This window comes from Agrobacterium sp. Azo12 (assembly GCF_029193765.2).
In the GTDB taxonomy this organism is placed as follows: Bacteria; Pseudomonadota; Alphaproteobacteria; order Rhizobiales; family Rhizobiaceae; genus Agrobacterium.
Window position 1 is genome coordinate 813807 of the sequence record NZ_JARFYO020000002.1, and the last position, 14789, is coordinate 828595.

13 protein-coding genes are annotated in these 14789 nt (G+C 57.6%); all 13 read left to right on the forward strand.

Annotated features, from left to right (window positions below; all coding sequences use genetic code 11):
- Positions 1 to 38: 38 nt before the first annotated feature.
- The 13 genes from PYL13_RS20170 to PYL13_RS20230 all read left to right on the forward strand — a co-directional run bounded on the left by PYL13_RS20170 (position 39) and on the right by PYL13_RS20230 (position 14773).
- Entirely contained in the window at positions 39 to 863 is an 825-nt protein-coding gene (locus PYL13_RS20170; protein ID WP_259147254.1) for a creatininase family protein, read from the forward strand.
- Positions 864 to 867: 4 nt separating this feature from the next.
- Positions 868 to 2262: an FAD-binding oxidoreductase gene (locus PYL13_RS20175; protein ID WP_275642118.1), complete on the forward strand. Its 1395-nt coding sequence runs from the start codon at positions 868 to 870 to the stop codon at positions 2260 to 2262.
- Positions 2259 to 3953 (forward strand): CocE/NonD family hydrolase, encoded by a 1695-nt coding sequence (locus PYL13_RS20180; RefSeq protein WP_259147248.1) that lies wholly within the window; start codon positions 2259 to 2261, stop codon positions 3951 to 3953. The genes PYL13_RS20175 and PYL13_RS20180 overlap by 4 nt, the downstream gene beginning before the upstream one ends.
- Positions 3950 to 4783 (forward strand): ABC transporter permease, encoded by an 834-nt coding sequence (locus tag PYL13_RS20185; protein ID WP_259147245.1) that lies wholly within the window; start codon positions 3950 to 3952, stop codon positions 4781 to 4783. Before PYL13_RS20180 ends, PYL13_RS20185 begins: the two co-directional genes overlap by 4 nt.
- A gap of 2 nt (positions 4784 to 4785) precedes the next feature.
- Positions 4786 to 5586: an ABC transporter ATP-binding protein gene (locus PYL13_RS20190; protein ID WP_259147410.1), complete on the forward strand. Its 801-nt coding sequence runs from the start codon at positions 4786 to 4788 to the stop codon at positions 5584 to 5586.
- A gap of 5 nt (positions 5587 to 5591) precedes the next feature.
- On the forward strand, positions 5592 to 6551 hold the full coding sequence (locus tag PYL13_RS20195) for a PDR/VanB family oxidoreductase (RefSeq protein ID WP_275642119.1): 960 nt from the start codon (positions 5592 to 5594) through the stop codon (positions 6549 to 6551).
- Positions 6552 to 6565: 14 nt separating this feature from the next.
- Positions 6566 to 7732, forward strand: a complete 1167-nt coding sequence (locus tag PYL13_RS20200) for an amidase (RefSeq protein ID WP_275642120.1) — start codon at positions 6566 to 6568, stop codon at positions 7730 to 7732.
- Positions 7733 to 7749: 17 nt separating this feature from the next.
- On the forward strand, positions 7750 to 9330 hold the full coding sequence (locus tag PYL13_RS20205) for a gamma-glutamyltransferase family protein (protein WP_275642121.1): 1581 nt from the start codon (positions 7750 to 7752) through the stop codon (positions 9328 to 9330).
- A gap of 45 nt (positions 9331 to 9375) precedes the next feature.
- Positions 9376 to 10371 (forward strand): LysR family transcriptional regulator, encoded by a 996-nt coding sequence (locus tag PYL13_RS20210; protein WP_259147236.1) that lies wholly within the window; start codon positions 9376 to 9378, stop codon positions 10369 to 10371.
- Between the two features lie 170 nt (positions 10372 to 10541).
- Positions 10542 to 11573: an ABC transporter ATP-binding protein gene (locus PYL13_RS20215; protein WP_275642122.1), complete on the forward strand. Its 1032-nt coding sequence runs from the start codon at positions 10542 to 10544 to the stop codon at positions 11571 to 11573.
- A gap of 37 nt (positions 11574 to 11610) precedes the next feature.
- Entirely contained in the window at positions 11611 to 12669 is a 1059-nt protein-coding gene (locus tag PYL13_RS20220) for an ABC transporter substrate-binding protein (RefSeq protein WP_250985039.1), read from the forward strand.
- Positions 12666 to 14354 (forward strand): ABC transporter permease subunit, encoded by a 1689-nt coding sequence (locus tag PYL13_RS20225; RefSeq protein ID WP_192488987.1) that lies wholly within the window; start codon positions 12666 to 12668, stop codon positions 14352 to 14354. The genes PYL13_RS20220 and PYL13_RS20225 overlap by 4 nt, the downstream gene beginning before the upstream one ends.
- Positions 14355 to 14383: 29 nt before the next feature.
- Positions 14384 to 14773 carry a RidA family protein gene (locus PYL13_RS20230; RefSeq protein WP_275642123.1) on the forward strand — a complete coding sequence of 130 codons (390 nt, stop codon included), beginning with the start codon at positions 14384 to 14386 and terminating at the stop codon, positions 14771 to 14773.
- Positions 14774 to 14789 lie beyond the last annotated feature (16 nt).

Here is a 14789-nt window from a genome sequence, read left to right on the forward strand (position 1 = left end):
CTCTCACAACACTTCGCATAATAACCGGGAATATGAGTATGAAACTGAAATCGCATTGGTGGTGGGATCTGACGGCGCGTGACTTTGCAACGCTGGACATGAGCAAGATCGTGGCCGTTCTACCGGTTGGCGCCGTCGAACAACACGGACCGCATCTACCCGTCCGAGTGGACGCCGCCATCAACAATGGCATCATGGAACACGCGGTCGCCAAGATGGCACCCGATTTTCCAGCCCTTATCCTACCAACCATGAGTGTTGGCAAATCCAACGAACATTCTGCCTTCCCCGGAACATTGACACTGTCTGCCGAAACGCTCGGCCGTCTCTGGTACGAAGTCTGCGAAAGCGCCTACCGCGCTGGTGTGCGCAAAGTGCTGTTCGTCAATTCGCATGGTGGCCAGCCGCAGGTCATGGAAATCGTCTGCCGCCAATTGCGGGTCAATCTCGGCATGTTCGCCGTTTCATCGCAGTGGTCGCGCTTCACCGACCTGAGCGACCTTTTCGATGGCGAAGAACGCAAACACGGCATTCATGCCGGCGAAGTCGAAACCAGCGTCCTTCGTTACCTGCACCCGGAACTCGTCGACATGCAGTATGCCGAGGATTTCGTACCGCTCTCCAAGCAGCTCGAAAAAGAATACGACATGCTGATGACCGAAGGCGGTGCAGTCGGTTTCGGCTGGCAGTCGCAGGATATTCACCCATCCGGCGCTTGCGGCAATGCCGCCGCAGCCGACGCGGAGCGCGGCCGCATCACCGTCGAGCGGGCGTCTGACCGACTGATCAAGCTGATCGGCGAAATTGCCCACTACCCACTCGATCGCATCACATCCGAGACAATGTACACGAAGGGGAAATGAGCCAATGACCTCATACCCGCTGACCGAGTTCGCCGCCGCCATTGAGGGTGTCGAATTGACGATGGACCCGCGCCGCATTCGCGTCAAAAGCCGTGACCGCTACGCCGTCAGCCCGCTGCTGCGCACCATGCTGGAAGGCAAGCAGGCCGATGTAGTCGTCACGCCGAAAACCATTGAGGAGTTGAAGCGGGTCGTCTCGGCAGCGGTCCGTTATCGCATCCCCATCACCGAACGAGGTGGCGGGTCTGCCAATTACGGCCAGAGCGTGCCGCTGCGGGGCGGCATCCTGCTCGACATGAGCGTCTATGCCGGCATGGTCGAGCTAGCTCCCGGCATGGCCCGCGCTAAGGCAGGCACACTGGTCATCGACATTGACAAGGCAGCCCGCGAGATCGGCTGGGAGTTGCGCGTCCACCCGACAACAGCTCGCATTGCTACCATCGCCGGCCACATCGCTGGCGGTACCGGCGGGCCGGGTTCGGTCGTCTACGGCATCCTGCGTGATCGCGGCAATATTGCCGGCGCGCAGGTGCTGACAATGGAGGAAGAACCACGCTTGATCGAACTGCGTGGGCCAGACGCGCAGCTCATTCACCATACCTATGGCGCAACCGGCATCATCACCGAAGTCGAGATGCCACTTGCTCCGGCATGGCCTTGGATCGAAGCAATTGTTGCTTTCCCGGAATACATGCAGGCGGTGCGTTTTGGCGTGACGCTTGCCAATGAAGCGGGCATCAACCGCAAGGTCGTTTCGGTTCAGGAATGGCCAACACCAAAGCTGATCCGGCAATTTGCCGATATCGTGCCCGAAGGTCATTCGATCTGCTCGACCATGATCGCAAAAGACAATTGGGAGGATTTCGAGGCCTGTGTCGCCTCCTTCGGTGGCACCATCGTTTCGTCCGCGCCAGAAGGCAAAGGTCCCTATGGCGGGCCGATCTGGGAATTCGTGTTCGGCCACGCGCTGTTCCAGATTCAAAAGACCGAGCCCGGCCGTTCCGTCGTCGAAGGCTTCTTCCGCGATGCCGATCTGGTGGGACTTGTGCAGCGGGTGCACGACAAGGTCAGCCATTATGGCCCGATGCGCATGGAAATCCTGCGCGTTGGTGGTCAGGTGGTTGGCTCCGGCTCGCCCTATTTCGTTTACGAAAGCCCGGAACAGATGGCCACCATGGTGCGGCTGATGCAGGAGGCCGGAGCCGTGGTCTCCAACTCACATACCTCCAATGTGCGCGCCGTCGGCAAAAAGGAAATCACCGAACGCGAGATCGCCTTCAAACGTCAGGTCGATCCTTACAATCTGCTCAATCCAGGCCGCTTCGAAATCGACGACAAGGCCGATGAAAAATTCGCCATCGAACTTCCAACAGACAAATGGGATCGGCGTCAGGCATGAACGACATTTCAAACACCAAAGACCTCACTGGCAGGCTTGCCGTTTTGCCTCCGGAAACGCAGTCGATGCATTTGAGTGACGGCATAAGGCTTGATGCAGATATCTACCGTCCGGTTGGCCCCGGCCCTTACCCGGTGCTTCTTCAGCGGCAAGCCTATGGCCGTCGCATCGCATGCACCATCTGTTACGCGCATCCGGCCTGGTATGCGTCGCATGGTTATATCGTTGTGGTCCAGGACATCCGTGGTCGCGGCACGTCGGAAGGTGTGTTCCGTCCCGGCGAAAACGATATCGAGGATGGTGCGCAAGCGGTTGAATGGGCTGCAGCACTGGAAGGATCGACCGGCGATGTCGGCATGTATGGTTTTTCCTATCAGTCCTACAACCAGCTCCTTGCCGCCGCTGGCAACAGCCCGTCGCTAAAGGCCATCGCACCGGCCATGGGTCCATGGGATGCAGGTTCCACCTGGGCCTATGAAAACGGCGCGCTGCGGATGAAACAGATGGTCGGCTGGGGCATTCAGATCACCGCCGAAGCGGCACGCCGTGCCGGTGACGACGAAGCCTACGCGGCACTGATGGCTGTATCCGCCAACCTACCGGTTAACGGTCCAATTGCCGCAAAGCCCGAAATTCTGGCAAAATACCGCGATTACTCTCATGTCATGGACTGGCTTGAAACACCTGCGGACTCCGATTTTTGGGCCAAAATTTCCCCTTCAACCCATGCCGAAAAAATCAAGGCCCGCAAACTCCCCGTGCTGGTCATTGGCGGTTGGTTTGACACACATCTGGCCAGCACGATCAAAGCGTGGAAAGAGCTTTCGCACGGCGATGACGGCATATCACGGTTGATCATCGGCCCCTGGGTCCATTTCCCTTGGGTCAGCAAGGTCGGCACTGTCGACTTCGGGCCTGCGGCGGAGCGAGACACCGACATGGAGCATATCCGATTCTTCGATCAGGCTCTCAAACATAAGCCAACTACCGAAATCACCAGCAAGCCAATCTCATTCTTCGACATGGGCACAAAATCCTGGCGCGACCTGGAAAGCTGGCCTGAGGATGAGCAGACCTTCTACCTTGGCAGCACCGGACGTGCGGCGATCCGCGCCGATGACGGCACGTTGAGCGAACAGCAAGGTCTATTGGATGCCAGCGATTACATCGTACACGATCCTTGGCGCCCAGCTCCTGTAAGCGGTGGCTGTTACGGCGTACCGGCCGGCCCTGTCGACCGCCGCATCACTGACGAGCGCGGTGATGTTCTGACATTCACGACCGCGCCGTTGCAATCCAGCCTGACCTTGGCCGGAGAACCGGTGATCGAGATATCCGCGACCTCAGATTGCCCGAGTTTCGATCTGTCCTGCGTTCTCTCCGCAGTCACAAAGGACGGTAGGGTCCTGCAGATTTCGAGCGGTTATGCACATTATAGAGACGCTGGCGAGGGAACCTACACCCTGCCTCTGACAACAACGTGTTCGACCATTCTGGCGGGTGAACAGTTGCGACTATCCATTGCAGCCTCCGATTACCCCGCCCATCCGGTCAATCCCGGCACCGGTGAAGACCCGGTATCCACCCCAAAAACAAAGGCGGTGGTTACGACGATTTGCGTGTCACATGGCCCGTCGCATAGCTCAACCCTGCGTCTGCCCATCGCCAAACTTTCGGGAGTGCCGTCTTGACCGATCTTGCTGTGAGCTCTTCCAATCCAACCCCGGTCAAATGGCGCAGGGCGGCGGCCGAGACTGCTGCTCCAGCTCTCGGCGGTGTTATTTTCCTCATTGCATGGGAAGCACTGGTCACCCATTTTCAGGTGTCGCGTTTTATCCTGCCACCACCGTCGGCAATTATCGTCAAGATGGTCGATGAGTTCCCCTCGCTGTTGAGCGCTCTTGGGTTCACTGCATCGATCACCGTCTGCGCCTTTGTCGCCGCACTCGTATCCGGCGTAACCCTGGGCGTGCTTCTGACCCAGAACAAGCAGGTGGAACGTATCCTGTGGCCCTATGCCGTTGCCCTGCAGGTGACCCCCATGGTGGCGATTGCTCCGCTCGTGGTAATCTGGGTTGGCCTGAACCGGGTATGGCTTGGACTGATGATCCTTGCCTGGATCGTGGCTTTCTTTCCCATGCTGTCCAACACCGCAGTCGGCATGAAATCTGCCGATCACGGCCTGCGCAACGTCTTCAGCCTCTACAAGGCAACCCGCTGGCAGCGTTTTCGCTACCTGCAACTGCCATCCGCACTTCCCTTCATACTGGCAGGGGCGCGGATATCCTCCGGTCTTTCAGTCATTGGTGCCGTGGTTGCCGAATTTGTTGCTGGCGCTGGTAATGCCACAGGCCTTGCCTGGACCATCGTTGAAAGCGGCGCGATGCTGGATGTCGCCCGCATGTTCGCGGCACTTTTCATGCTCTCCGCCTTTGGTCTGACGATCTGGTTCATCATGGCCAAGGTGCAACATGCTTTGCTCAGCCGGTGGCATGAGAGCGAACTGGTGCAGGAGGGTTGATGATGAACGCAGGAAACACCGCTATGCTCGACATTGCCTCGACACAGGTAAAACCAATCGTGCGCCTCAGCGGCGTCGACAAGATTTATGGCAATGGCACGGTTGCTCTTCGCGACCTTAACTTGAAAGTTCAGCCCGGCGAATTCGTCAGCCTTCTCGGCCCAAGCGGCTGTGGCAAGTCTACCGCACTGCGCATTGTTGCCGACCTTGGCCAGCACACCGCAGGGCGTGTCGACCGACCGGGAGACGACGTAACCGACGCACGCGGGGAAATCGGTTTCGTTTTTCAGGAGCCGCACCTCATGCCTTGGGCAACGGTTTTCGACAATATTTTTCTGCCGCTGAAACTGGCGGGAAAATCAAAAAACGCCGCCCGTGATGACGTGCTGTCCGTCATTGAAATGGTTGGCCTGCAAAACTTCGCGAATGCCTATCCGCGCGAGCTGTCCGGCGGCATGAAAATGCGTGTTTCCATCGCCCGCGCATTGGTCACAAAACCAAAACTGCTGCTGATGGATGAGCCCTTTGCAGCGCTGGATGAAATTACCCGCAACCGCCTGTCCAACGACCTGTTGCGCATCTGGGCATCTACCTCGTCCACAGTGATGTTCGTCACCCACAGTGTTTATGAAAGCGTGTTTCTCTCAAGCCGCATCGTGGTCATGGCAGCCCGCCCCGGCCGTATCATTGGCGAAATCCCCATCGAGCGGGCTTATCCACGCGATGCCGAATACCGCCTTTCCCCTGAATATGCTGGTTACTGCCGCGACGTATCCGCGCTGCTCAACAAGGCGATGGAGTAAGGCCGATGCAGGTTTCGATGCGTGACATCGTCATTACCGACATCGATGATGAGGCAGACGGCATTCGCTCCTACAGACTGGAAAGTACCGATGGTGAGCCTTTCGCAGCTTCTCCGGCAGGGGCACATATCGATATCCACCTGCCCGACGGTCTGGTGCGGCAATATTCGCTTTGCAATGATCCGGCGGAAACCAACTTCTACCGGATTGCCATCAAGCGAGAACCTCAGTCACGGGGTGGTTCACAATGGTTTCATGAGGTCGCGCACATCGGCGCCAAATTGAAGATGGGTGCTTCGCGAAGCCTTCTCTCCGTATCAAGCAAAGCCGAGCGGCATATCCTATTGGCAGGCGGTATTGGCATTACACCGCTTTACAGCATGGCCATGCATTTCCTCACCGCCGGCAAACCGTTTGAACTGCATTACTTTGCGCGGTCGAAAGAACAGGCCGCCTTTTTCGAAGTGCTTTCATCCGGCGCTTTCGCAGACCATGTCCATTTTCATTTTGGTCTGGAGACCGCGGCACTAGCACCGGTTCTGGATGGAATTTTCGCGCAAAGAGGCAGCGGTAGCCATCTTTATATGTGCGGCCCCGGCCCTTTCATGGATCACGTACGCACGCAGGCATCACGCCTCTGGGCCGAGACGGAAATCCATGAGGAACGGTTTTCCGGAGCGGCGGCTCCAGAGAATGCGGATAGTTTTCGTGTGGTTCTTGCGCGTAGCGGAACCACAATCGATGTGCCGACCAATCGCAGCATACTCGACGTGTTGATGGCCAATGGCCACGACATCGAACACTCCTGCGAACAGGGTTTTTGCGGAAGCTGCATGACGGCCCTGCTTGAAGGCGAGGCCGAACATCGCGACACATTTCTCACCCCCGAAGAGATCGCATCCGGCCAGTGGATCATGCCTTGTGTGTCCCGCGCCAAAACCGCTCAACTAACCCTCGATCTGTAATTTAGGACTGCCCCATGCCCGATATCTCCGATGCCTTTATCCAACGGTTTGATCACACGCTTCAAGCGAGCCCGGTAATCAACGACCAGCCGCTCTCCGGCTTGAGCGTCGCTGCGAAGGACAATTTCGACATTAGGGGCCTGATCACAGGAGCTGGAAACCCGGAATTTGCGGAGGAACAGAAACCAGCAGCGGCAAATGCGGGCGTTGTCGACACGCTACTGAAAAACGGCGCCTCCATCATCGGCAAAACCCATATGGACGAACTTGCCTACAGCCTGATGGGTTTGAACGCACGTTACGGCGTGCCGTTGAATACGGCAGCACCATCGCGCGTACCAGGCGGCTCTTCCTCCGGCTCAGCGTCTGCGGTGGCCGCTGACCTTGCCGACATTGGATTAGGAACAGACACCGGTGGATCTGTTCGGCTTCCCGCCTCCTTTTGCGGCCTTTATGGCTGGCGCTCTACCCATGGGCTGATTTCATCCGAGGGCATGGTGCCGCTGGCCGCGAGTTATGACGTTTCGGGGTTCTTCACCCGGGATCGCAATCTGATGGAACGGATCATCTCGGTCTTTTGCCAGACATCAGCCGACGCTACAGACATTCGTTATTGGGCACCCGAAGACCTTTGGGCCTTACCGATGGATGAAACCCGTGAACATTTCCGCTCTGCCCTCCCCGACTTCGATTACAGGCTTGATACGATCCTGCCTGACGGTGGAGCGGAAGCTTCCTTAAGCGCATTTCGTCTCCATCAGGGATACGAGATCTGGCAGCATTTCGGGGAATGGATTACCAAACGTCAACCGGCCTTCGGACCGGGCATCAAAGAACGTTTCGCCATGGCGAGTAAAATTACCGAAGCCGAATTCAAGGACGCCAGCGCCTACCGCGAGCGACTTCGTGCACGGCTGGATGCACTTTTACCCGAAGGGACAATCCTGCTCTATCCCACGGCGCCCGGCCCTGCACCTTTGCTGACAACACCGCAGTCAGAACTTGAGCCCTATCGCAATCGAGCGCTGAGCCTGATGTCGGTCGCCGGTCATGCGGGTCTACCGCAACTCAGCATTCCCTTCGGAACGGTGGATGGCGCACCCGTTGGACTTTCCCTGGTCGGTAGGCCGGGCAGCGACCTGCTGCTCATCAAAGCCGCCGCCTCGTTTCAATCCTTCTGACGTGTCAGGACATCAGCATGCTGCAAACCGCGCTCGCCTTTAACGGCACTTTCACCGCACCGCACCGCGAAGCTGCCTATGCCGGACGCCGTATTCTTGATGAAGGTGGAACCGCCATGGAAGCCATGGTTGCCGCAGCAGCGATGATCGCCGTTGTCTATCCGCACATGAACGGTATCGGCGGAGATGGCTTCTGGCTAATCCACAGACCGGGCAAACCACTCACTGGCATTTCCGCCTGTGGGCAGGCAGCCGGTCTTGCGACGGTTGACTGGTACCGTGACCGTGGCCATGTCGCCGCCATTCCTACGCGCAACGGCGAAGCCGCACTGACCGTCCCCGGCACCATCGGCGGATGGGACATGGCGCTGTCGATGGTTGATAACGCAAAGCGTTTTTCTGTCTCCGAACTTGTTTCAGCTGCCGTCGCGAAAGCACGCGACGGAATTGCCGTCACCGCCAACCAGTCAATCTGCACATTAGACAAATTACACGAACTTGCCGGTGTTGCGGGTTTTGCCGAAACCTATCTGATCGATGGAAAAATACCGCCAGCTGGCGCGCGTCTGCGACAGTCACGACTGGCCGATACGCTGGAAGAGCTCGGGCGCAAAGGCCTGCGCTCCTATTATGACGGCGATCTCGCTCAAAGCCATGCAGCCTTTCTTGAGCGCAACGGCAGTCCGTTGCGGGTTGAGGATTTCAGGCACTATGCACCGCGTGAAGTTACACCGCTCAGCGTCACGACGCGTGAGGGCACGCTCCACAACATGGTCGCGCCTACCCAGGGTGTCGCCTCCCTGATGATCCTCGGTCTCTTTGATCGGCTGCAAATCGAAACTGGCGAAGGTTACGACCACATTCACGGGCTGATCGAGGCAACAAAACAGGCCTTCATCAAACGCAATCGTGACCTTGGTGATCCGGCCACAATGACTGCCGACGCCCAGACATGGCTTGAGGCTAAAGCGCTCGATAATCTCGCCGCCAGGATTGACATGAACCGGGCACTGCAATGGCCGTACAAACCAGCAGAGGGCGATACAATCTGGATGGGGGCTGCCGACCGATACGGCAATGTCGTCAGTTTTATCCAGAGTGTGTATTGGGAGTTCGGCTCTGGACTTACTTGCCCCGAGACCGGTGTGTTTTTCCAGAACCGTGGCGCCGGTTTTTCGCTTGCCAAAGGTCCAAACCAGCTGCAGCCCGGCAAACGGCCGTTCCATACGCTCAATCCGGCCTTCGCAAAGCTCGCCGACGGTCGCGTGATGGCCTATGGCACGATGGGCGGTGAGGGCCAGCCGCAGACGCAAGCTGCAATTTTTACCCGCCATGCCCGTTTTGGCATGCAGCTTCAGGAAGCTATCACCGCACCGCGCTGGCTGCTCGGCCGCACATGGGGCGCCAGCAGCACCAATTTGAAACTGGAAAGCCGCTTTGATACGGCACTTGTCGAAAAGCTCAAGACCGCTGGACACGACATCGAGATGATCGCGCCGTTTTCCGATCTTTGCGGCCACGCCGGAGCTGTTTTGCTGCATCCAAACGGGCTTTGCGAAGCTGCCACCGATCCAAGATCAGATGGTGCGGCTCTCTAATGGCATGCCCCTTGCATTTCCTGAACCAGACGACCGGGAATGACCATGTTTGCGAATATTAATCCCTCGATAGATGTGCGGCTGCTCCGCACCACCTACCTCCTGCTTACCGAGCGCAATGTCTCAAGAGTGGCGGTGCTGCTCGGGCACAGCCAGCCCACGGTCAGCGCCTGCCTGAAGAAAGCGCGCGAAATCTTTGCCGATCCGCTGCTCGTGCGAGCCGGACAACGGCTTGTGCTGACCGAAAGAGGCGAAGAGATCAAGACGCTGATCGGCAGTGTGCTGCTTGGCCTGTCTGATGCCTTAAACGGTCAAGACCATTTCGATCCGCGTCTATCCAGCCAGAATATTCGCATTGCTGTGCTCAACTGTTTTGGGGTGTTTCTCGTCCCGGAAATAGCCAAGCGCATTCATCACAATGCTCCCAATGTCACACTCGACTTCTTTCCGCCGGGTGATAATCCTGACCTTCCCGAAGAACTTGGTGCGGGCCGTGTCGATGTGGTCATCGGCAATTGGCCTGCACCGCAGCCAAGCCTGAAGTCTACCGCCTTGTTTCAATGCGACATTGCCTGCATTGCCCATCGCGATCACCCCTTGGCTGCAGGGGACGCGATATCACTCGATGCCTATCTCGCCGCTAGCCACATTTCACCGACAGCAAGTTCCAGCGCCGGGTTCAGCCCGATCGACGGGCGGTTGGCGCAGCTCGGGCTGAAACGCAACATTGCCATGTCCGTGCCCGAATATGCGATGATCCCGCCTATCGTCGGCGGCACCGATCTTATCTTCACCACGGCGCGCGCCTATGCCGAACATATGGCCGCCAACACACCTGACCAGCACCTGCAGGTCATTGATGCGCCGTCAGAGTTCGACCGCATGCATCTTTACCTGCTTTGGCACGAGCGTAACCACACCAGCATTGCCCACAAATGGCTGCGCCGTATCATCCGGGATGTCGCGAAGGAATTTGAATTCAGCCTGCACGAGCCGACCCTGTCGCCGGTACGCCCTTCCCTCAATCAGCTGCCGATCTGAGCGTCGATATAGCGTTTCATCTATACCGCATATCGGCGTCCGTGGAGTTCACTCAATACCTTAATGCTCATATGATAAGCAGTAATTATTGAAGCTCAAATATTGAGCATTTTGCAGCTGATTTCATCATCACTGCGATACAGCCCGCATGAATTTACAGCCCCGAGGATATGACGTTGTCAAATAAACATTATCTCACCCTGGACAACGTAACAGCGAGCTACGGCGACCAGACGGCCGTCGACGGTCTGACGATTGAAGTGCCGAAAGGCGAACTTCTTTCGCTTCTCGGCCCCTCTGGCTGCGGCAAAACTACGACGCTGCGCATGATTGCAGGCTTTGTCAAACCGACCATGGGACGGGTCATTCTCAACGATGAGGACATCACCAGAAAGCCGGTGCACGCCCGCAATATCGGCGTGGTCTTCCAGTCCTATGCGCTGTTTCCGCATCTGACAGCATTGGATAATGTCGGCTTTGGCCTGCGTATGCGACAGGTCGACAAGGCAAAGTGTCGTGAACGGGCGGCGGCAGCCCTTGAGACTGTGGGCCTCGGCCCCTACAAGGATCGATATCCAACGCAGATGTCCGGCGGCCAGCAACAGCGTGTGGCGCTTGCACGTGCGCTCGTCATCGAGCCTGATGTTCTGCTCCTCGACGAACCACTTTCCAACCTTGATGCCCATCTGCGCGCCGATATGCGCAGCGAAATCCGCTCGCTTCAGCAGCGCCTTGGCATCACCACCGTCTTTGTCACCCACGACCAGCAGGAAGCACTGGCCATGTCGGACCGTGTGGCCGTCATGAGCAAGGGCATCATGGAAGAAATCGGCAAACCGGAGCAGCTTTGCGACAATCCACGCTCTGCCTTTACGGCATCCTTCCTCGGTGCCCGGACCGTTATCGAAGGCCGCAGCGAAAATGGCGTTTTCCGCGCACCCGGCCTGTCCTGCACCGGCGCGCCAGATGGCGCAACCCGACTGGTACTGCGCGCCTCACGGCTTAGAATTACTGACGAAGCCGGTCCGCTGACCCTGCCCGGCACACTCATCAACGCAGCTTATCTCGGAGACACCTGGGAAGCGGACATTCAGTCTGCAGCCGGTACGATCCGGGTGATCGTTCCCTCGGATTTGCCGCCACCACCGCTTGGCGCACCATGCAGCCTTCAGGCCCAGCCCGGCGGCGCTACCTTTATCTGACCCCACCCAACATCTGAACCGGACAGGAGTATTTGCAATGACCCTATCGCGTCGCAATTTCAACAGGCTCGTACTTGGCGCAGGTGCTGGCGTTGGCCTCGCAGCTCCATTTCACATCATCCGCCCGGCCTACGCCGAAATCAAAAAAGGCGACGAACTGGTTGTCGGCATTTGGGGCGGCGCCCAGGAAAAGATCGTCAAAGAATATGTTGAAAAGCCGCTTGTCGAAAAATACGGCTGCAAGATCAGCTACGTGCTTGGTGGTACTGGTGACCGTCGCGCACGCGCCTATGCCGAGCGCGGCCGCCCGAGCTTCGACGTCCTTTACCTCAACATCTATGAGAGCCGCCAAGCCGTAAAAGATGGCGTCACGCAGGAACCGACCGCGAACGTTGCCAATTTCGAAGCGCTTTACCCGAGCGCCCGCAAGGGAGGTTATGGCGTTGCCTTCAACCCTTGCACGATCGTTTACGACAAGCGCAAGGCATCCAAGCCGATCACGTCCTGGAAGGATCTCTGGAACCCGGAATGGAAGGGTCGTATTGCTTGGCCGGACGGCCTCGGCGCGGAAGGCATTTCTGCATTGATGATGACAGCCCGTGCATGGGGCGGCACTGAAAAGGACTTCGATCTGGTGGTCGAAAAGGTCAAGGAATTGAAGCCTTTTGCCGCCATTCAAGCAAGTCAGGCACAGCTGTTTGAAATGTTCGATCAGGGCATCTGCGATCTCTCCGTCGAGTTCGGCAGCTTCACCCGCTCTTACGCGGAAACCCGCAATCCGAACATCGAGATCGCGTCTCCAACTGAAGGTCAGGCACTGGCAATGAACGTTGCCTGCATCACCGAAGGTACCAAGAACCAAAAGCTGGCAGAAGAGTGGGTCAACCTGCACCTGTCCGAGCCATGCATGCTGGCCTATGCCCGCGAAATCTATTACTCCCCGACCGTCAACAACATCACCATTCCTGACGATCTGAAGAGCAAGCTGATCGTTGGTGATGAGCAGGTTTCGCAGCTGGTTGATTTTGATTGGGACTTCATCAACGCCAACCGCGCCAAGTGGCAGTCCCGTTATGACCGGGAGATCGCCGGATGACACGGTGGATAGGACCGGCCCTTTCAGCACCGGTCACTTTTTGGCTACTCCTGTCTTTCGCGGCCCCCATGGCCGCGATCTTCCTGCTGTCGCTGCACGAATACCCTGATCCGTTTGGACCACTGATCACTGCGCCGTCGCTGGCGCAGTATATTGGTATCGTCACCGACAGTTTCTATTTCCGCGTTGTGGGTGAAACGATTGCACTCGGCCTTGGCGTCACCTTGCTGACGGCCCTGCTGGGTTATCCACTCGCCTACTGGCTGGCCCGCATTCCGGTGAAATACCGGGCTGCGGCCTTCGCCATCATTCTCATTCCGCTGCTAACCAATGTGGTCGTGCGTTCGCTCGGAATCATTCTGCTGCTTGCGCCGGACGGATTGATCAATTCGGTGACTGGCCTCGTTGGTATTCCCAAGGCCGCCAACATGCTGTTCAACCATGGCGCTGTGGCGGTTGCTCTGGCGCAGGTCTTCCTGCCCTTCATGGTTCTTGCGCTTTACGACAGCATGCAGAACACCTCACCGCGTGTGCATGAGGCTGCCGAAAGCCTTGGCGCATCGCCTGCGATGCGTTTTCTGACGGTCGACCTCCCCCTGTCGCTGCCCGGCCTGCGTTCCGGCCTTGTCATCGTCTTCCTGATGGCCAGTACAGCCTATGTGTCCGCCACCTTGCTTGGCGGCAAGAAGGTCTGGACGACAGGCATGCTGGTCATGCAGGAGGCGATCAAGAACCTCAACGCACCGCTTGCCTCGGCGCTTGCGGTCATCATGACCATCACCAGCTTGGCGTTTGCTGCCCTATGCGGCATCGGCATGAAACGTCTGATGCCATGGCTGAACGAGCGCGCCAGCAACCCGGTATTCCTGCCGAATATCATTGTCAGGCTGGCAGATACCGTCGGTTTCGTGATCGCCCGCCTTTTGCTTGTGGCATCGCTTGGCTTGCTTCTCTTACCACTGGTGCTCGTATGCATCCAGAGCTTCAACGATGTGCCACAGGCAACGGCCGCCGGTTTCAAGGGCTTCACACTCAAGTGGTATTACGCAGTTCTGTTCAACGGTGCCTATGCGGATGCTTTCTGGGTTTCAGTTCAGCTCGCCACGGTCTCGGTGCTGGTTGCCATTGCACTGGCGCTTCCGGCAGCATTTGCCCTAGCCCGCTTTCCGTTCAAGGGGCGCTCCGTCCTGATGACATTCTGGATGCTGCCACTGTCTTTGCCGCATGTGGCAATTGGTGTCGGCATGCTGAAACTGCTGCAAATCTATCTGATCGTGCCGCCGTTCCTCGGACTTGTGGCAATCCACGTCATCGTCATCCTGCCGTTTGCCATCACCCTGCTCACCACCTCGGTCATGCAGCTTGATCGTTCGCAGGAGGAAGCGGCCGCAAGTCTGGGCGCCGACCCTTTCAGGATGTTTTTCCTGATCACACTGCCAGGCCTTGCCCCGGGTCTGTTTGCAGCAAGTCTCGTCGGCTTCCTGCTGAGCTTTGGTGAAGTAACGGTCACCAGCTTCCTGACCACGGCACGCCTGACAACCCTGCCGGTTCGTATCTACGCAGAATCAACCTTTAGTCTTGAACCAACAGCCCATGCAATCTCCGCAGTGCTGATTGTGTTCACGGTGATGGCCCTGATCCTGGTCGGTCGCCTTGTCCGACTGGACAAGCTCTATGCCCGCTAAACGGTAACGGCGAAAAGGAAGCCAACATCATGCAACAGGTTTTCAATCCGCCTGCGGTTCCCAAACCGTTCGGAGCCTATAATCACGGTGTGCTGGTGCCTCCGGGCGCCAGCCTGCTGGTCACCTCCGGGCAGCTCGGCATCGGTCTGGATGATGTCATTCCATGCGATGTCAGCGAACAGGCAGAACTATGCTTCAAGGCAATAGGTGCAATTCTCGAGGAGGCGGGCATGAGTTTTGCGGATGTTATCCGCATTTCCGGTTTCGTGACACGCCGGGAAGATTTTCCAGCCTATATGGCCGTGCGCGATCGCTTCACTCTGGATCGCAAACCCACCTCGACCTTGATCGTGGTGGGTGGCTTCACGCGTCCGGAATTCAAGGTCGAAGTCGAGATTACCGCCGCAAAGATATTTTAAGGGAAAAGTCCCGCTG